Genomic DNA, 17,577 nt, shown 5'->3' with positions numbered 1-17,577 from the left:
AAGAATACCCCTTATTAGAAACAGATACGCGGCCCCTTAAAAAAGAGGCCGCGTTTTAAAGCTCACGATTATATCGTAAAGCTATTAGTGTACATCTCTCCAGAATTCTTTCTTCAGCGCATACGCAAGGAAGAAGAATAGGAACAAGAAGATCAACACGTAAGTACCGATACGCTGAGAATCCAACTTAGATGGCTCACCCATGTAAACCATGAAGTTAACTAGATCATATACTAGCGCATCAAACTCTTCTGGAGATAGCTCACCAGTGCCCTTCTTAACAGAAGTACAGCTAGTTAGCGGCTTGTTAGTTAGAGGATCAATACCCTCACCACGCAAACCGTGAGCGTTCATTTCTTCCCAAGAACAGCTTGCAACAACTTCACCCTGTAGCGGGCCAAGTACGTTTGGCATACCAACGTCTTTAAACACTGCGTTGTTCACGCCCCATGGACGAGACTCATCAGCGTAGAAACTACGTAGGTAAGTGTACAACCAATCTGGACCACGTAGACGCGCTTCTAGCGTTAGATCTGGTGGAGGGTTACCGAACCACTTACCAGCATCGCCTTTATCCATAGAGATAGTCATCTGCTCACCCACTTTGTGATCACCAAAGATCAAGTGTTCAGCAACAAGCTCTGGATTCATGCCTAGATCTAGTGCAGCACGCTCATAACGCTGATATTCAGCAGAGTGACAGCCCAGGCAGTAGTTTACAAACGTTTGCATACCACGCTGCAAAGATGCTTGGTTATGTAGATCTACATCCATCTCATCAAGGTGGCCTTTAGCACCACCAGCAGCGCTTGCAGCCATCGGCAGCGCCGCCATTACTAATGCAATAAGAAACTTTTTCATTAGCCTGTAACCCTTTCTGGAACCGGTTTAGTTTTTTCCATCTTGGTGTAGAACGGCATCAGGAAGAAGTATGCGAAGTAAAGCGCAGTACAGATCTGAGCCGCTAGCGTACGACCTGGAGTAGATGCAACCACACCCAAGTAACCCAGGATTACGAAGCTTACACAGAAGATAACCAACCACAGCTTACTCATCCAACCTTTATAACGGATAGATTTAACTGGGCTACGGTCCAACCAAGGAAGCACAAACAAGATGGCAATCGCTGCACCCATCACAACAACACCTGGGAACTGAGAACCTAGGATTGGTGGGATAGCACGTAGCATTGCGTAGAATGGCGTGAAGTACCATACAGGCGCGATATGCTCAGGTGTTTTCAGCGGGTTAGCTGGCTCAAAGTTTGGCGCCTCAATGAAGTAGCCACCACCTTCTGGGAAGAAGAAGACTACTGCACAGAAAACAAATAGGAACACAACCACACCTACAATGTCTTTAACAGAGTAGTAAGGGTGGAATGGGATACCATCAACAGGCACGCCGTTCTCATCTTTGTTATCTTTAATTTCGATACCGTCTGGGTTGTTAGAACCCACTTCGTGTAGCGCGATAATGTGCAGAACAACCAATGCCAATAGAACGATTGGTAGAGCAATTACGTGCAGAGAGAAGAAACGGTTTAGAGTAATACCAGAGATCAGGTAGTCACCACGAATCCATTCAGCTAGTTCTGGACCAACGTATGGTACAGCAGCGAATAGAGATACGATTACCTGTGCACCCCAGTAAGACATTTGACCCCATGGCAATAGGTAGCCCATGAAAGCTTCAGCCATAAGCGCTAGGTAGATTGTCATACCGAATAGCCAAACAAGCTCACGAGGCTTACGGTAAGAACCGTACATCATGCCACGAAGCATGTGCAGGTAAACAACTACGAAGAATGCAGATGCACCGGTAGAGTGCATATAGCGCAGCAACCAACCGTATTCAACATCACGCATGATGTATTCGATAGAAGCAAACGCACCTTCAGCAGAAGGATTGTAAGACATAGTTAGCCAGATACCCGTTAGGATCTGGTTAACAAGCACTAGAAGCGCCAATGAACCAAAGAAATACCAGAAGTTAAAGTTCTTTGGAGCGTAGTATTTAGATAGGTGATCTTCCCACATAGCTGTAGCTGGGAAACGATCATCAATCCAACCCATGATACCTGGGTTACCTTTGTTACGAGAACCAGCCATTATGCAGTCTCCTGATCAATACCTACGATGATCACATTTTCGCTCTCATAGTGATGAGGCGGGATCACAAGGTTACTTGGAGCCGGGGAACCGTTCATTACTCGACCAGAAAGATCAAAACGAGAACCATGACATGGGCAGTAATAACCGCCAACCCAATCTTCACCCTGACCAGATGTAACACCTACTTCAGGAAGATAAGTTGGAGAACAACCTAGGTGAGTACAAATACCAACCAAAACAGCGATATCTTCACGTAGAGAACGCGCAGGGGTTTTTGGAATGTAATCAGGCTGCTGTGCAGGGTTATCCGATTTTGGATCCTGCAAGTTGCTATCTAGCTTAGCCAGATTAGCCAATGCTTCTTCGCCACGACGAACGATCCACACAGGCTTACCACGCCAGCTAGCAATCACCTGCTGACCTGGTTCCAGTTTACTTACATCCACCTTGACAGGTGCGCCGGCAGTTCTTGCCTTCGCACTCGGCGTCCAGGAAGCTACGAATGGGACAGCTGCTCCTACAGCACCAACCGCACCAACTGCGGATGTAGCACCGATTAGGAGACGGCGCCGACCCTTATTCACGCCATCATTGCTCATTAAGTTATCTCCCCTCAATCGACCTTATTTTATATCTCTGCAGGTGCAAAAATACTCTGGCCGCTAAGAATTTTATAGCTACGGAAATCTGTATCTTAAAAATGGCCCAAATAGTAAAGAAATTACCCCTTTCTTACAAGGTGAATTACTTATTTTTCGCCGTACTTTAGGCCAATGTATTGATATAACGCAGTGCAAAAAAAACGCCCACCCCGATAAAGGGGCAGGCGCTTTTTCTGAATCCAAAATCTTTCGAAAAAGATATCGAATTAACGCTTGGAGAACTGTGGCTTCTTACGTGCTTTACGTAGACCAACTTTCTTACGTTCAACCATACGAGCGTCACGAGTAACGTAACCTGCTTCACGTAGAGCTGGACGAAGCGTTTCATCAAATTCCATTAGTGCACGAGTGATACCGTGACGGATAGCGCCAGCTTGACCGAAGCCGCCGCCGCCTTTAACAGTAACAACAACATCAAACGCTTCAAGATTGTTAGTAAGCTCTAGAGGCTGACGAACGATCATGCGCGCAGTTTCACGACCGAAGTATTCTTCGATAGTGCGGTTGTTGATAGTGATAGCACCTGTACCTGGACGCAGGAAAACACGTGCTGTAGAAGTTTTACGACGACCTGTACCGTAATACTGTGTAGTAGACATGATTATCCTTCCCCTTAAACGTTAAGTTCTTTAGGCTGCTGAGCCTGATGCGGATGTTCTGCACCAGCGTAAACTTTCAGCTTCGCATACATAGCGCGACCTAGTGGACCTTTTGGCAGCATGCCTTTAACAGCAAGCTCGATTGTGCGCTCAGGGAAAGTTTCTACCATCTTCTCGAAAGAAGCTTCTTTCAAGCCACCTGGGAAACCAGTGTGGTGGTAGTAAGTTTTATCTTTACGCTTGTTACCAGTAACGCCTACTTTTTCAGCGTTAACAACTACAATGTAGTCACCAGTATCAACGTGTGGAGTGTATTCTGGCTTATGCTTACCACGTAGACGACGTGCAATTTCAGTAGCCAGACGACCCAGAGTTTTACCTTCTGCGTCAACAACGTACCAGTCGCGTTTTACTTCGGCTGGCTTAGCGACGAATGTTTTCATCTGTATAGCCTTTCAACTTTACTCAGATCTCGTTGATTTTATTAATAAAATCGCCCGATCTGACTTATAATTATTTGTTGCTCCAAATTGATTAGAACAACTCTCTTCTGCCCAAAATTTAAGCAAGCCTAAACTTGGGAGCGCGCATTATATATATCAACACCATTGCCCGCAAGTTAAAATCTAAATAAAACCTCAAACCTTCGACGCTAGAAGCGTCTCCCACAAGTTCAAAATTCAACATTGCTGAGCGATGTCATGCCCTGCCCGCCAACAATACAAACACTCCGTTGGAGCGGCATCTTGCCGCGAAAAAAAAGCACCCTAAGGTGCTTTTTTCGATAATTACACAAAGCCTATGCTCTATGCTCACGCGCTAGATATTCATGAGACTGCATCTCAAGCAAACGACTTTGAGTCCGCTCAATTTCGAACTCCAAACGCCCTTCTGAATAAATTTCATGAATTGGCTTTTCAGCACTGATAATCAACTTAACGCCACTATCATAGAATTCATCGACCATATTGATGAAGCGACGAGCGGCATCATCATTTGAGCGACCCAGCTGCGGCACATTACCCACCATCACAGCATGGAATATCTTGCCCAGTTCAATGTAGTCATTCTGGGAACGAGGACCTTCACAAAGCTCTTTAAAATCAAACCAAACCACGTCTTCACAGCAGCGGCGTGTCTGCATATCACGGCCATTAATATCCAGAACCTCGGCTTCAACCACCTCTTCTAGATCTGGCGCAAGACTTTCAAAACTGCGGTTTAAACTCTTATCCGCTTCAGCATCTAACGGATAGTGGTAAAGCTCTGCCTGCTCTAAAGCACGTAAACGATAGTCAACACCACCATCAACGTTCACAACTTCTGTGTAACGATTTAGCATATCAATCGCTGGCAGGAAGCGAGCGCGCTGTAATCCATCTTTGTACAATCCATCAGGTACAATATTGGACGTCGCCACTAGAGCCACACCGTTCTTGAATAATTCTTGCAGCAAGCCGCCCAGAATCATGGCATCAGTGATATCTGTAACAAAGAATTCATCAAAACAGATAATTCGAGCTTCTTGTGCGTACTTTTTGCCAATCTCAACTAGTGGGTTAGCCGTACCATCCAGCTCTTTTAATTCTGCATGTACACGCTGCATAAAACGGTGGAAGTGGGTACGCATCTTCTGTTCAAACGGAAGACTGTCATAAAAAGTATCCATCAGGTAAGTCTTACCACGACCTACACCACCCCAGAAGTACAAGCCTTTAACCGGCTCTTTCGGCTCCGGTTTTTTCAGCTTACTCTTCAAGCGCCCCATTAAACCGACTTTAGGCTCTTCTGCCTTAACCGCTACAAGATCGTCATATAAACGCTGAAGATGCTCAACAGCCATCTCTTGGGCTGGATCATAAGAGAAATCATCGCGTTTGAGGTCTTGCTTGTATCTTTCTAATGGAGTCATGAGATTTGCCAATTTGATCTACTTTTTAACCTGCGCGAACTTTACCGGCGAAAGCATCATTTAGCAAATGCAACATAAGGAGGGGTGTTACTAGGAAACATTTCAATTCAGTGGATAAAGTACAATACAGCTAGAAAGGTTTTTTTCAGCGCAGATACGACTCCCAGAGATGCTCACTTTTAGGCTGTATCGTAGGATAAGTTTCTAGACTAAATAAATTTCGGTGCAGGATGCACCTCCTACAATAAAACTTTTTTTGTAGGAGCGGCATCTTGCCGCGATAAGATACTCTTGCAACTACAACCCCAACAAAGGCACCAAAAACGGTAGCATAAACGCAGTAAATACCCCCGTCATTCCCATAGCCAAGCCACCGAATGCACCTGCAACCATCCCGTACTCAAAAGCAAATGCAGTACCCATCGCATGAGCACCAACACCTAAAACAAAGCCTTTTACAGACTCATCTTTAATACTCAGCAGACGATAAACATACGGTGCGATCAAGCAGCCCATAGCACCTGTAATGAGAACAAGTCCGGCAGCCAAAGAAGGAAAACCGCCCATTTTTTCAGCTACCGCAATTGCGATAGGAGAAGTAACCGACTTAGGTGCCAAGGTTAATAGCAACTCATCACTCAACCCAAAAGCTACACCGATGAGAATTGCTGAACTCGCAGCAATAACAGCCCCTACAATACAACCTACCAGTAGAGGTACCAGCAACCGCTTAACAGTCGCCAGGTTGTCATATAAGGGCACCGCCAACGCCACCACAGCAGGACCTAATAGTAAGTGAATATACTGCCCACCCTTCATATAGGTCGCATAGTCCGTTTCAGTTAGCTTTAGAACAACAATAATCAGAGAGAGCGATACCAATACAGGATGTAAAAACGGCGTTTTTCCTGCTTTTGCATTTATCCAGGACGCACATAAAAAAACTACTAGCGTCAAGACAAGCCATAACACTGGAAATACTTGAAAATGAGACCACAATTCAAGCATCGTCATCTCCTAAATCCTGCTTAGCTCTCGCCTTTTCTTTCGAGAGCACCTTTAACAAAAAAGCCACAACAAACATGGTCACCAAAGTACTTACAAATAACGATACCATCAGCTCAAGCCAATAATCGGAAAGCACTCCAAAATAGTTCATCAACCCCACACCTGCTGGCACTAAAAGCAATGGCAGCACTTTCAGCAACCCTTCAGCCGTTACACGCAGCCCCTCAGGCACCTCACCACGAACAATCAAACCTACCAGCAACAAAACCATGCCAACCACTGACCCAGGAATAGGCACACTTGCAGCCGTGACGATGAGCTCCCCAACCAACTGGCACACCAACAAAATAAGAAAACCTTGGATCATATCTACATCACCAATTGTGCTAACTGCCAAAAAGCCACTAAAGCAAAACCAATAAATAACACACCGGCCGCTCGATGAATCCAAATAATGGACAGACGTTGAAGCAAGAATTGCCCCAACCAAACTCCCAGCAACGTCGTCACCAACAACGCAGATGTTCCCGAAAGCCAAACAATCCATGCATTTTCTACAGCAGATAGCCCCGCTATAGATAACTGCGTTTTATCACCCAATTCAGCTAGAAATATTAATACAAATACAGACAGAAGCAGGTGCCTACCAATATTAAGCTCTCCCTCCTCTTCATCATCTTCAACACGTAAGGACTGAACACCAAAGACCAAAAACAGCGTACCAACCAGCGCAAAGATTGCAGCCTGGGGCAGATAAACACTAATGGTTGCGCCAAACAAAACGGCCAAGAGGTTCAATACTGAAAACGCAGCCACCGCGCCAATTAAAACCGGAATAGGCTTATATCTAGCCGACAAAGTCATGCAAACCAACTGACTTTTATCGCCGAATTCAGCAAGAAAAATAAGAAGAAACACCTTAAGAAAAGGCTCAATCAGATCCATATTTAACTCTACGATAAAATGAGACTGAGCATCCTAGCATTATTTTAAATCTGGACAATTAAAGAATTGTCTGTAGAAAACTGACTAGAGGGCGTAAAACTATCTACAAAACCTTTGTTGGTTTTCATCTCTATGCATATATGCACAAATCAGATTGCGTCGTTTATATGCATCTAAGTTAAACGCAATACCTTTATAATTATGCTTTAAACCTCTAGAGACATTTGCAGCGATGATACTCTTTTGCTCCGCAGATAGACTTGTCCATGACATCGCCCCTATATGCGCAATAGTAAGATGAACTGAGCGCTCCCAAGGGCCATACTGCACAGCATTAAGCAAAGCCTGATGAAATTCATCATCAAACTCAGCAAGATAAGCTTTCATTAAGGCCATATTAGCCCATGTATAAGGCCATTGCGGCCTTAGCTGCGCGGCACTATCATGAGACTGCTTAGCACTTACAAGGTAAGCCTTCCCTAGGTCATCTACCCCTTTCACTAAGGCCTTATAATATAAGGCTCTAGCTTTAAGCTCATGATATTCGGGGTTTTCACTTTCCCATGACAAAGCTCGGTCTGCATCAGCAATAGCCTCATCGATTACTATTAAATCCGGCAGACTCGGTTCTTCTTGCCAAGACTCAACTGCATAACGAGCCTTATAGCCATACAAATCACCCATCGCCCAAGACACAGCCATGTAAATACCCATGACACAGAAAAGCAGGCCTATAACAATTGATAATTTTAATAGTGGTGATTTAACTGACATAACCCTTTCAAAATCTAATTTATACCAATGATACGAGCCGGGTTTTCCCACACCAAACGCCGCGCTTCTTCCACACCAATGACTTCAGCTGCAGCTTCCAACGCTTTTGATAAGATCGGCGGCCTATAGTTTGCGTTATGCGCATCACTAGCAAGAACTGTAACCCATTGATTTTCTAGCATCCTCAAAGCTAATTCATGAGCCTTCTGCCCAAAATCAGCAGTCACTGACATAGCCGTCAGCTGAAACAAACACCCCATCTCAACAAAAGGTGCCAATTTACGCTCATCCGCAATAAACCCTTTATTTCGCTCTGGGTGAGCAATCATTGGTAGCACACCGCGATCCAAAAGCCACTTCACTAGGTTATCGGTACCTGGCGGTACATGACTATGCGGGAGCTCCAATAGCATCACTTTTTTTTCATCCCATTCACCAAGGAATGGTAATTGCCCGGAGGCAAACATAGCCAAAACCTCAACGGATAACCGAACCTCCCCTGCTGGCATAACAACTAAAGGAATATCATTATCCACAAGCGCTTGCTGAAATTGCTCAAATACAGGCTGAATAGTTTGAGCATTATTGTCATACCGTCCAGGATGAACATGGGGCGTAAAGACCATATGCGTAATGCCATCAGCTACAGCAATACGAGCAAGCGAAAGAGCCTCTTCTAAAGAAGAGGCTCCATCATCAATTCCGGGTAAAATATGGCAATGCAGATCAATCATGCTGCGCTCTTGCTTTCCTCTGTATAACCGTAGGAATCATAATACCCACCGTAATCAGCCCCATAATATTTAGACGCTTTTTTGGTATTCACCTGATTTAGCACTACACCGATGAGTGGAGCATTAATATCTTTCAATCGCTTCAAACCAGCTTTGGCTTGTTGATAACTGGTTGAATCAGCTTTAACCACGTAGATCATCGCACCAACTTTTGGAGCAAGCACTAGTGCATCACTTACCGCTTGCGTTGGTGCAGTATCTATAACGATACGATCATACTTAGTCTCAAGCACACTTAGTGCTTTTGCGAATCGCTCAGAAGACAATAATTCCAGAGGGTTTGGAGGGATAATGCCTGCTGTTAAGACATCGATACCCGAAGCCTCATGATGATGAATACAATCTTCTAACTTAGATGTGCCAGCAACAAAATTTGATAGCCCTGGCAACTTATTATCAAAACCAAGCGCCTTGGCTAGAGAAGGTCTACGCATATCAGCATCAATGAGTAGAACGCGTTCCATTTGACCTAGCGAATAAGCCATATTGATCGCTGTGGATGTCTTACCTTCACCAGGGATAGTTGACGTAACAGCCAACACCTTATGAGGATTATCCAATGCAGACAACACCACACCTGTTCTAATCGTACGAACAGACTCAGCAAAAGCAGACTGCGTTTCCTCTAGATATTCATTATAACTAGGATGCTTAACGCCTTTACGAGCACTCAACAATGGCAATAGCCCCATCATTGTTTCACCCAACTTACTCTCAATATCTGCGGCCGTTTTCACTGTGTTATCTAGCGCTTTCAAGAGAAAGGCAAAGACAACGCCAAACATAATACTCACAACAAAGGCCAGCGCAGCAATAAGCCCCTTCTTAGGCTTAGCTGGCAACTGCGGCTTAACCGCAGGATCTACTATTCGTGCATTAGCAGATCTCAAATCACCCGTTGCACTTGTTTCATTAAAACGAGTAAAGAAGGTGTCATATAACGCTCGCTTGGTATCCACATCCTGCTGCAATTCACGCAACTTAAACTCTTTTCGGCTTAAATCCTGCATACTTCCTTTGGTAGTAGCCAACGAATTTTCCAATGACTTTTCACTAGCCAGAGCAGCTTTATATTGGTTTTCGACACCATTAACTACAGAGATAATCTGCTGATTTAAAGAACGATAAGCTATATTCAGCTCAGAATTCACAGCCACCATTTTGGGATGTTTACTACCATAGCGTTTAGCTAGTTCAGACTTTTTCAGCTGCTTCTCAGCAACCGACTCTTTCATAGTCTGAACCAATGGGTGCTGTAACACAGCTGGAAGCAACTCTAACTTACGAGGATTACGCTTACCTATTTTCTGAATTTGATCATATACGCCCTGCAGCTCCAAACGATCTCTTCGAGACTCAACAAGCTTAGTCGAAACAAGATCCAACTCTTTGGAAGCTATGTCCAAGCCGCCCTTTTCGCCGACAATACCTTCCTGATCACGGTAAGTTTGCAGCTTTTTCTCTGCAGTTCTTAATTCATCACGCAGGTAACCAAGGCGATCACTCAACCAAGTAGATGCCTGCATCGTAACTTCCAATTTGGCTTCTAAGTTACTCTCGATATAAGCCTGACCAATGGCATTAGCTACTTCAGCAGCCATAACGGGTGAATAGGATTCATAAGTAACTTTTACTAACTGAGTTTTGCGGACAGGAGAGATTGTTACTTTTTCTAAGAAAATATTTAATTTAGCTTGAAAAATATCTTCTTCAGAAGGCTCAGAAGCAGCCCCTGGCAGTTCAAAAGGCAATAGCTCTCGCCAGTTAAGGGAAAAAGCAGGTTCTTCATTAAATTCTGGGTGATTGGCCAGATCCAACTTGCGCATTACAGACTCAGCAAGCTTCCTAGATTTAAGAATCTCAAACTGAGTTAAAAAGTACTCTTGATTGCCGGACTCTAAACCATAAACCTCTTCAATAGAGACGACTTGAGCTTCTTGAGCCTCAATCAGTAATGTAGCAGTAGCCCGATATACAGGCTTCATCGAAAAAACCACAAGAATGGTGAGCAAAGTCACCAAAAAGGCAAAGCCTAAGATCCCCCATTTATGTCGACTTATAGTCAACCAATACTCACGGAGATCAATAACATCATCTTGCATTACACGGTCGAATGCAGCGTTTTGCTTGTTGTCCATATACAAATCCGTTTGGAAAGCTCGCTAGGGGATTAGAAGAAACTCTCTTCAATTGTTATCGTGTCACCAGGACTAACCGGATGATTAATATCTATCTGAGCAGGATCAGGACCCACCTGTTTTTCTGTAACGACAAAAAATTTGTCCGATGAGGCACGCTCAGTAAACCCACCCGCAAGTGCAACTGCTTTTTGCAAAGTAAGCCCAGGCTGATAAGGATAAGCCCCCGGCTCTTCCACCTGCCCATAAATAAAGAATTGACGGTACTCTATCACTGCAACGTTAACACTTGGATTGACCAAGTAACCATCCGCCAATTTAGAGCGAATGACGTCACTTAATTGCCCCGTACTCAAGCCATTAGTGCTAATTTCACCTAAGAAAGGATACGAGATAGTGCCCGCATCACTCAAACGCACTTCTAAACTCAAATCCTCTTCTCCAAACACGGTAATACTCAAAAGATCACCCGCTCCTAATGGATAATCAGAGAGGTCATTCGCCTTACTAAAGGAAGCCATAAGCACGAATAGCGCACAGACAATACATCTATATAGGTTTGCCACAATCAATTCCTACAACAATCACTTCTGAACAAGTTACAAAGAACCTTGCACGGTGAAATAAACAGCATTCTTTTCGTAATCCAGACCAGCCTGATTTGATTCACGCTCTGTATAGCTGTAATCAATCCCCAGATCCAGCCATCGTTGAAGCTGATAAGTGACACCTACGCCATAATTTTCGGATTCATCCGAACGACTGCTGGATACATAATCACTATCTGACTGGCCATAACCTACTCGTGAAATAATACGATTACCCCAATCATGCTCCCAGCCTAGGTTCCAACTGGTCGTATCAATATAGTTCCCGGTACCGTCAGTCTCTTCTTCCTCTTTACTGGTTACAAAACTAACTACGGAATAGGTTTTGGGAGCCCAATTAACAGCCAATTCCCAGCTGATACCATCATCATCTTCACGGGACGCGGAATCAAAATCCTTTTCAGCATAACCAACTTTAAAGATACCGGTTGTTTTAGCTGTGGCTTCCCATGTTGCCCCTAATAGATACTCAGTTTCCGTGCTATCAAGCGTTACAGAAGCAAGATCGTAATCAATATCCTCATGCTCAATCTCAAACAACAGAGATGTTTTAGGCATTACACGATAATAAAATGTGCCGGTAACTTTGGAATTTTCTCTATCTTTCGCAGCAGTCTGGCTACGAAAGTTACTGTATTCACGATCATTAAGCTCTGCTGCAACTTCAATACGACCTTTTGCATCTTGCGCACCAAAACTATACTTCGCTGATAACGTAGTGACATCATATTCAACTGGTGCATCGTTAGCGGTTGCATTCGAACCTTGGTTAAGACCTGTTCCTCGATCCTCATGAGTCTTAAGGTATCGAGCTAACAGCTCCAATCGATTACGAATATTGAAATCTAAATACGCTTGAGCAGAGAGATCATGATCCGTGTAGTTATCTGCGGAGTCATTCTCATAATTGCCATGCTTAATGGCATAGTTCAGGCTATAAACATCCAGACCTTTCTCTAAAACAGCCTGTATAGAAGGATTCACGACCGTGATAATGGAATCTACTTCATTAGAACCAGTAGAATAGATATTATCATCGTGCCCGACCTGTAAATTAACCTGAGGAATAACCTGAAGAGGCCCTACTTTTGCCGGCGCAGGTTCCAATGCAAACGCAGGAGAAGCTAGAATAGCACTAGCTAGCAGAGAAAAATTAAAACCAATAATGCGACTATCTCGTCCCAATTTATTCATGGAATATCATCCCTATCCTTTTCCACTATCCGTTTTTATCTGAAGACTGCATATGACGGATGGATAAATTTCGACCATTCTAACATATTTTCTACCAGCAAATCTCGCCTTCGCACCTGCAAAAAAACATAGCTAGCTTCAGACTAAATAGGCTTATTTACTGTAACAAAGCCATGTTACTATTTAACGATCACGGAATTAATAAACCAGAGGTCGTATAAAGGATGTCCAATCAAGTAACTAAAGCGGTAATCCCTGTAGCAGGTTTAGGAACTCGCGTACTTCCTGCAAGTAAAGCGATTCCAAAAGAGATGATGCCTGTTGTAGACAAGCCAGTAATACAGCACGTAATAGAAGAAGCTGTGGCCGCAGGTATTAAAGATATTGTATTAGTTACTCGATCAGGCAAAGCCGCGATAGAAGATCACTTTGATTGCCATTACGAACTAGAAGCTGAGTTAGAACGCAAAGGCAAAACAGCCATCTTAGAATCCGTGCAAAACATACTTCCATCCGATGTGTCCATCAGCGCAGTTCGCCAAGATAAAGCGCTAGGACTCGGTCATGCTGTTCTGTGCGCCGCACCAATTATCGGCAATGAAGACTTTGCAGTATTACTACCCGACATGCTGATCAACTGTTACGGGCTTCCACAAACTGATCTATCAGCCATGGTAGAAACTTATCAAAATACAGGTTGCGGCCAAATCATGGTTGAACCGGTCCCAATGGAGCACGTAGATCGCTACGGTGTAGTAGATTGCTCAGGAGTAGCAATCACTGCAGGTCAATCTGCAAATATATCTCGCATGGTTGAAAAACCGCCTATAGATGAAGCGCCGTCAAACTTAACGATTAACGGTCGTTATATTCTACCGGCACGTATCATGGAGCTACTGAAGGATACGAAACCTGGCGCAGGCGGAGAGATCCAATTAACAGATGCCATGGCAGACTACCTAAACGAAGGCAACCTTCAGGCTTTCCATATGAGCGGCAAAACTTACGATTGCGGTAACAAAGCAGGTTACCTACAAGCGAATGTTGTTTATGGCCTTCAACACGAAGAAACCGCTGAAAGCTTGAAAGCTTTTATCAAAGAGCTTGATATTTAAATACACGAGAATATTTCGCTGCGAGGGCGCACCTCCTTCCACAACCCAGTGTGGGAGCGACGCCCCGTCGCGATTAATACGTGCGGTATCCCACAGCTACTCTATGCCCTGGGAACCCAATCACAAAAAGATACCTCTAGCTGTATCAGAGATATCCAAGGAAGGATTTTACCCCGCATAAAAAGAGCAGGTAAAATACTGAATCTAGCGATTAGCTCCAATAAGGAACACCTGATGTCTTCAACTGAATCAACAGCATGGAAAGACCTCCAATCCCATGCTTATTATATGTCTCAATCACATATAAGCACTCTATTCCTACAGGACTCTGATCGCTTCCAACACCTCACCTTTGAACAGAAAGATCTGCTCCTCGATTTATCTAAACAAAGAATCACAAGCGAGACCATATCTCTATTAATCAAACTCGCTGAGGAAAAACAGCTTTCCGAATGGATCACTAAACTATTCAAAGGCGATCATGTAAATGATTCTGAAGACAGACCAGCCTTACACACAGCTCTGAGGTCTCCTGCCCATTACTCTCTGGATCTATCAGGAACAAACATCATTGATGAGGTCCATGACAATCTAGAAAGAATGGAGCAACTTGTAACTCGAATTCATTCAGGCCAATGGCGCGGTTACACAGGACATTCTATTGATACAGTGGTTAATATTGGCGTAGGAGGGTCAGATCTAGGCCCATTTATGGCATGTAAAGCCTTGTCAGAAAACACCCCTGACATAGCACGTAAAATAAAGGTCCATTTTGTATCCTCAATGGACGGCAGCCAGATGGCCGATCTACTCGACGAATTAAACCCGGCCAGAACGCTATTCATTATTTCGTCGAAATCATTTACTACGATAGATACCCTAGCCAATGCTCAAACAGCTAAAGAGTGGCTAAAAAAATCAAGTTACGCTGGCAGCGAAGAAACGCTTGTATCCCGTCATTTCATAGGCGTTTCAGCCAACCCTGATAAAGTCGTGGAATGGGGCATCCCTAAAAGCAATCAACTCGAATTTTGGGATTGGACTGGCGGACGATATTCAATGTGGTCCACTATTGGACTGCCAATTGCATTAAAACTCGGCATGGCCGGATTCAAAGATCTACTTGCTGGTGCACATGAAATGGATGAACATTTCAAAACAGCACCACTAGACGTAAATCTACCCGTCCTTCTTGCTATGACAGGCATCTGGAACATCAATTTTCAGAACATAAACGCCCACGCCATCCTACCGTATGACGGGAGACTAAGTCATATTCCAGCCTATCTTGAGCAGCTTGAAATGGAGAGCAACGGTAAATCCGTTGATCGTCAGGGCAATGGCGTAAACTACAAGACCTGCCCTATATTATGGGGAGAAGTTGGAACAAATGCTCAGCACGCTTTTTATCAATTGCTTCATCAAGGCACAGAAGCAGTTATGTGTGATTTTATTGTTGCAGCGAGAAGGTATCATGACACTGACAATTCGGAACTCCAGCATCAGCATCAGCTAAATTTAGCAAACTGTCTAGCCCAATCTAGAATTTTAGCGCTAGGTGATTCCGTTCTCGAAGGAGCAGAAGATGCTCCGGCCTACAAGCGTTACAAAGGCAATCAACCATGCACAACCATCATGCTGGATGAGCTTACTCCATTTTCTTTTGGACAGCTGATTGCTCTCTACGAACATAAAGTTTTTGTGCAATCGGTTATCTGGAATATTAATCCGTTTGATCAATGGGGCGTAGAGCTAGGCAAGAAAGTAGCCACCTCCTTGCTTAGCGCCTTCGATACAAACAACGAAACACCTAACTTCGACAGTTCAACCGACGGCTTAATAAACAGAATTGCAGCCAAAGGAGAAGCTAAATGAAGATTACCATTTGGGGTAACGAACTCCTTGCATGGACTGCAGCCGCTGCACTAGCTGAAAGCGGCAACCATATTCTCTTAGTCACCAATGAACATGAAGCGCCTAACGAGCAAGATCTGGAGTTCAAGGTTAGCAATGAGCCAGGACTTGAACAGTTAATTCTGGATGCTCAATCTAATGGCCGACTCATCATTGGATCAAGAGCTGAAGGCATAGAGCATGCTTCAAACCATATTTTGGCATTAAACCCTGACCAGTTTAAAACCGCCGAACGACTTATCAGTCGTATCAGTCAGCATCATTCATCAAACACATTGATCATCAACCAATCCAATTTTGGTGTTGGCAGCTCAGACAAATTGCAAAGTCAGTTAGACGAAAATAACAATCAGGTTATTTGCTATATACCTGACATGCTATCCGAAGGCTCAGCCCTACAGGATTACAAATGGCCACAAACCATCATCTTAGGCTGCACTAACGACTGGGCTATACTCAATATCAAAGCCCTCATGCGGCCATTTAGCCAAGCCGTCAAACAATGGATGATCATGTCGTCTAAAGAGGCTGAATTCACAAAGTTTGCCAATACAGGGATGCTTGCCCTCCGGCTCGGCTATATAAACGAATTAGCAAACTTAGCCGATCAGCTAGAGGTTGATATTGAAGTTATTCGAGAAGCAATGATCACAGACCCACGTATTGGGCCGCACTATCTTCACCCAGGCTGTGGTTTCGGTGGCCTGCATTTCCAACAGTATATTGAAGCACTGTCAGAATTAATGACGGAAGCAAGAAACTCAAAACTGCTGGATACAGTACTAATTGAGAACGAAAAGCAAAAAGAGCAGCCATTCCGAAAATTATGGCGCCACTACTCTTGTGACCTTAGAGACAAAACAGTAACCATTTGGGGGCTTTCATTTAAATCAGGTACCGCCAGTATCGATAACGCTCCCAGCTTAAAAGTGATCGATACATTGCTCGCGCAAGGCTGTAAGGTTCGGATGCACGACCCTGAAGCAATGAACAATATCCTTGAGCATTTCGGCGAACAAGAACAACTTCGGTACTTTGAGAACAGCTATGAAGCCCTTAGAGGCAGCGACGGGCTCTTATTACTAACTGATTGGCCTGAATACTGGTCCCCTGACTACAACGAGATATTAAGCTCAATGAACCATCCTCTAATCATTGATGGCAGAAACATCTTTGATAAAGAGCTGCTACAGAGCCTAGGTTTCACTTACTATGGCGTGGGTAGATAAATCGGTGCATGCAGCCCTATGTGGGAGAGGCGTTTGCTATGCCCCTTGGGTACCCACCTCGAAAAAAATCGGCGCAAGATGCACCTCCTACAAAGAACGGTATGTAGAATCGACGCAAGCCCCCTCTCTTAGGGAGAGGAGTTTGCTATGCTTTTTGGGCACCTGCCTAGAAAAAATCGGCGCAAGATGCACCTCCTACAAAGAACGATATGTAGAATCGGCGCGAGCCCCCTCTCTGAGGGAGAGGAGTTTGCTATGCTCCTTGGGCACCTGCCTAGAAAAAATCGGCGCAGGATGCACCTCCTACAAAGAACGATATGTAGAATCGACGCGAGCCCCCTCTCTTAGGGAGAGGAGTTTGCTATGCTTTTTGGGCACCTGCCTAGAAAAAATCGGCGCAAGATGCACCTCCTACAAAGAACGATATGTAGAATCGGCGCGAGCCCCCTATGTGGGAGAGGCATTTGCTATGCCCCTTGGGTACACGCCTCGAGAAAAGCTCAATCCCAAACGTTGCGCTTTGCTAATTATCCTATAACACCTCATAGCTAGAGAATGAAAATTGAATAACACC

Annotated in this window: 17 protein-coding genes; 3 read left to right on the top strand and 14 right to left on the bottom strand. The window is 44.3% G+C overall.

The genetic code is table 11. From position 1 onward, the window contains the following. Positions 1 to 84: 84 nt before the first annotated feature. The 14 genes from ACMXYP_RS03495 to ACMXYP_RS03430 all read right to left on the bottom strand — a co-directional run bounded on the left by ACMXYP_RS03495 (position 85) and on the right by ACMXYP_RS03430 (position 12,745). Complete coding sequence (locus tag ACMXYP_RS03495) at positions 85 to 861, bottom strand: cytochrome c1 (RefSeq protein ID WP_415883622.1); 777 nt, start codon at positions 859 to 861, stop codon at positions 85 to 87. Then, a complete protein-coding gene (locus tag ACMXYP_RS03490) occupies positions 861 to 2,108 on the bottom strand; it encodes a cytochrome b (protein WP_415883621.1) in 1,248 nt (415 codons plus the stop codon). Before ACMXYP_RS03490 ends, ACMXYP_RS03495 begins: the two co-directional genes overlap by 1 nt. Further along, positions 2,108 to 2,710 carry a ubiquinol-cytochrome c reductase iron-sulfur subunit gene (gene petA, locus ACMXYP_RS03485; protein ID WP_415883620.1) on the bottom strand — a complete coding sequence of 201 codons (603 nt, stop codon included), beginning with the start codon at positions 2,708 to 2,710 and terminating at the stop codon, positions 2,108 to 2,110. Before petA ends, ACMXYP_RS03490 begins: the two co-directional genes overlap by 1 nt. 269 nt (positions 2,711 to 2,979) lie before the next feature. Next, complete coding sequence (rpsI, locus tag ACMXYP_RS03480; RefSeq protein WP_286239726.1) at positions 2,980 to 3,372, bottom strand: 30S ribosomal protein S9; 393 nt, start codon at positions 3,370 to 3,372, stop codon at positions 2,980 to 2,982. A gap of 14 nt (positions 3,373 to 3,386) precedes the next feature. Beyond that, positions 3,387 to 3,815, bottom strand: a complete 429-nt coding sequence (gene rplM / locus ACMXYP_RS03475) for a 50S ribosomal protein L13 (RefSeq protein ID WP_415883619.1) — start codon at positions 3,813 to 3,815, stop codon at positions 3,387 to 3,389. Between the two features lie 356 nt (positions 3,816 to 4,171). Beyond that, the gene (gene zapE / locus ACMXYP_RS03470; protein ID WP_415883618.1) at positions 4,172 to 5,284 is read right to left on the bottom strand and encodes a cell division protein ZapE; all 1,113 of its coding nucleotides are present in this window, start codon (positions 5,282 to 5,284) and stop codon (positions 4,172 to 4,174) included. Between the two features lie 297 nt (positions 5,285 to 5,581). Continuing rightward, a complete protein-coding gene (locus ACMXYP_RS03465; protein WP_415883617.1) occupies positions 5,582 to 6,298 on the bottom strand; it encodes an LrgB family protein in 717 nt (238 codons plus the stop codon). Beyond that, positions 6,285 to 6,659: a CidA/LrgA family protein gene (locus ACMXYP_RS03460; protein ID WP_415883616.1), complete on the bottom strand. Its 375-nt coding sequence runs from the start codon at positions 6,657 to 6,659 to the stop codon at positions 6,285 to 6,287. The genes ACMXYP_RS03465 and ACMXYP_RS03460 overlap by 14 nt, the downstream gene beginning before the upstream one ends. A gap of 2 nt (positions 6,660 to 6,661) precedes the next feature. Next, positions 6,662 to 7,237, bottom strand: a complete 576-nt coding sequence (locus ACMXYP_RS03455; protein ID WP_415883615.1) for a TMEM165/GDT1 family protein — start codon at positions 7,235 to 7,237, stop codon at positions 6,662 to 6,664. A gap of 99 nt (positions 7,238 to 7,336) precedes the next feature. After that, entirely contained in the window at positions 7,337 to 7,939 is a 603-nt protein-coding gene (locus tag ACMXYP_RS03450) for a hypothetical protein (protein WP_415883614.1), read from the bottom strand. Between the two features lie 86 nt (positions 7,940 to 8,025). Beyond that, complete coding sequence (locus ACMXYP_RS03445; protein WP_415883613.1) at positions 8,026 to 8,745, bottom strand: tyrosine-protein phosphatase; 720 nt, start codon at positions 8,743 to 8,745, stop codon at positions 8,026 to 8,028. Then, entirely contained in the window at positions 8,742 to 10,943 is a 2,202-nt protein-coding gene (locus ACMXYP_RS03440; protein WP_415883612.1) for a GumC family protein, read from the bottom strand. The genes ACMXYP_RS03445 and ACMXYP_RS03440 overlap by 4 nt, the downstream gene beginning before the upstream one ends. A gap of 32 nt (positions 10,944 to 10,975) precedes the next feature. After that, on the bottom strand, positions 10,976 to 11,509 hold the full coding sequence (locus tag ACMXYP_RS03435) for a polysaccharide biosynthesis/export family protein (protein ID WP_415883611.1): 534 nt from the start codon (positions 11,507 to 11,509) through the stop codon (positions 10,976 to 10,978). A 33-nt stretch (positions 11,510 to 11,542) separates the two neighbouring features. Next, complete coding sequence (locus ACMXYP_RS03430; RefSeq protein WP_415883610.1) at positions 11,543 to 12,745, bottom strand: outer membrane beta-barrel protein; 1,203 nt, start codon at positions 12,743 to 12,745, stop codon at positions 11,543 to 11,545. A 224-nt stretch (positions 12,746 to 12,969) separates the two neighbouring features. Here ACMXYP_RS03430 and galU point away from each other — a divergent pair, with 224 nt between their 5' ends. The 3 genes from galU (at position 12,970) to ACMXYP_RS03415 (ending at position 17,003) form a co-directional block, all read left to right on the top strand. Next, positions 12,970 to 13,860: a UTP--glucose-1-phosphate uridylyltransferase GalU gene (gene galU / locus ACMXYP_RS03425; RefSeq protein ID WP_415883609.1), complete on the top strand. Its 891-nt coding sequence runs from the start codon at positions 12,970 to 12,972 to the stop codon at positions 13,858 to 13,860. A gap of 234 nt (positions 13,861 to 14,094) precedes the next feature. Next, on the top strand, positions 14,095 to 15,735 hold the full coding sequence (gene pgi, locus ACMXYP_RS03420) for a glucose-6-phosphate isomerase (protein ID WP_415883608.1): 1,641 nt from the start codon (positions 14,095 to 14,097) through the stop codon (positions 15,733 to 15,735). After that, complete coding sequence (locus ACMXYP_RS03415) at positions 15,732 to 17,003, top strand: nucleotide sugar dehydrogenase (RefSeq protein WP_415883607.1); 1,272 nt, start codon at positions 15,732 to 15,734, stop codon at positions 17,001 to 17,003. Before pgi ends, ACMXYP_RS03415 begins: the two co-directional genes overlap by 4 nt. The last annotated feature ends 574 nt before the right edge of the window (positions 17,004 to 17,577 follow it).

Source organism: Neptuniibacter sp. QD34_54, from assembly GCF_047778055.1.
GTDB lineage: Bacteria > Pseudomonadota > Gammaproteobacteria > Pseudomonadales > Balneatricaceae > Neptuniibacter.
Note: the sequence above shows the minus strand (reverse complement) of the source record. Positions and strands in the feature narration are given on the sequence as shown.

Excerpts from the sequence above, each read along its gene's own strand:
- rplM (WP_415883619.1), bottom strand. The coding sequence starts at position 3,815 with ATGAAAACATTCGTCGCTAAGCCAGCCGAAGTAAAACGCGACTGGTAC.
- galU (WP_415883609.1), top strand. The coding sequence starts at position 12,970 with ATGTCCAATCAAGTAACTAAAGCGGTAATCCCTGTAGCAGGTTTAGGA.
- ACMXYP_RS03495 (WP_415883622.1), bottom strand. The coding sequence starts at position 861 with ATGAAAAAGTTTCTTATTGCATTAGTAATGGCGGCGCTGCCGATGGCT.
- ACMXYP_RS03490 (WP_415883621.1), bottom strand. The coding sequence starts at position 2,108 with ATGGCTGGTTCTCGTAACAAAGGTAACCCAGGTATCATGGGTTGGATT.
- ACMXYP_RS03445 (WP_415883613.1), bottom strand. The coding sequence starts at position 8,745 with ATGATTGATCTGCATTGCCATATTTTACCCGGAATTGATGATGGAGCC.
- ACMXYP_RS03465 (WP_415883617.1), bottom strand. The coding sequence starts at position 6,298 with ATGACGATGCTTGAATTGTGGTCTCATTTTCAAGTATTTCCAGTGTTA.
- petA (WP_415883620.1), bottom strand. The coding sequence starts at position 2,710 with ATGAGCAATGATGGCGTGAATAAGGGTCGGCGCCGTCTCCTAATCGGT.
- ACMXYP_RS03460 (WP_415883616.1), bottom strand. The coding sequence starts at position 6,659 with ATGATCCAAGGTTTTCTTATTTTGTTGGTGTGCCAGTTGGTTGGGGAG.
- ACMXYP_RS03430 (WP_415883610.1), bottom strand. The coding sequence starts at position 12,745 with ATGAATAAATTGGGACGAGATAGTCGCATTATTGGTTTTAATTTTTCT.
- ACMXYP_RS03440 (WP_415883612.1), bottom strand. The coding sequence starts at position 10,943 with ATGGACAACAAGCAAAACGCTGCATTCGACCGTGTAATGCAAGATGAT.
- ACMXYP_RS03455 (WP_415883615.1), bottom strand. The coding sequence starts at position 7,237 with ATGGATCTGATTGAGCCTTTTCTTAAGGTGTTTCTTCTTATTTTTCTT.
- zapE (WP_415883618.1), bottom strand. The coding sequence starts at position 5,284 with ATGACTCCATTAGAAAGATACAAGCAAGACCTCAAACGCGATGATTTC.
- ACMXYP_RS03450 (WP_415883614.1), bottom strand. The coding sequence starts at position 7,939 with ATGGCTGTGTCTTGGGCGATGGGTGATTTGTATGGCTATAAGGCTCGT.
- rpsI (WP_286239726.1), bottom strand. The coding sequence starts at position 3,372 with ATGTCTACTACACAGTATTACGGTACAGGTCGTCGTAAAACTTCTACA.
- ACMXYP_RS03415 (WP_415883607.1), top strand. The coding sequence starts at position 15,732 with ATGAAGATTACCATTTGGGGTAACGAACTCCTTGCATGGACTGCAGCC.
- pgi (WP_415883608.1), top strand. The coding sequence starts at position 14,095 with ATGTCTTCAACTGAATCAACAGCATGGAAAGACCTCCAATCCCATGCT.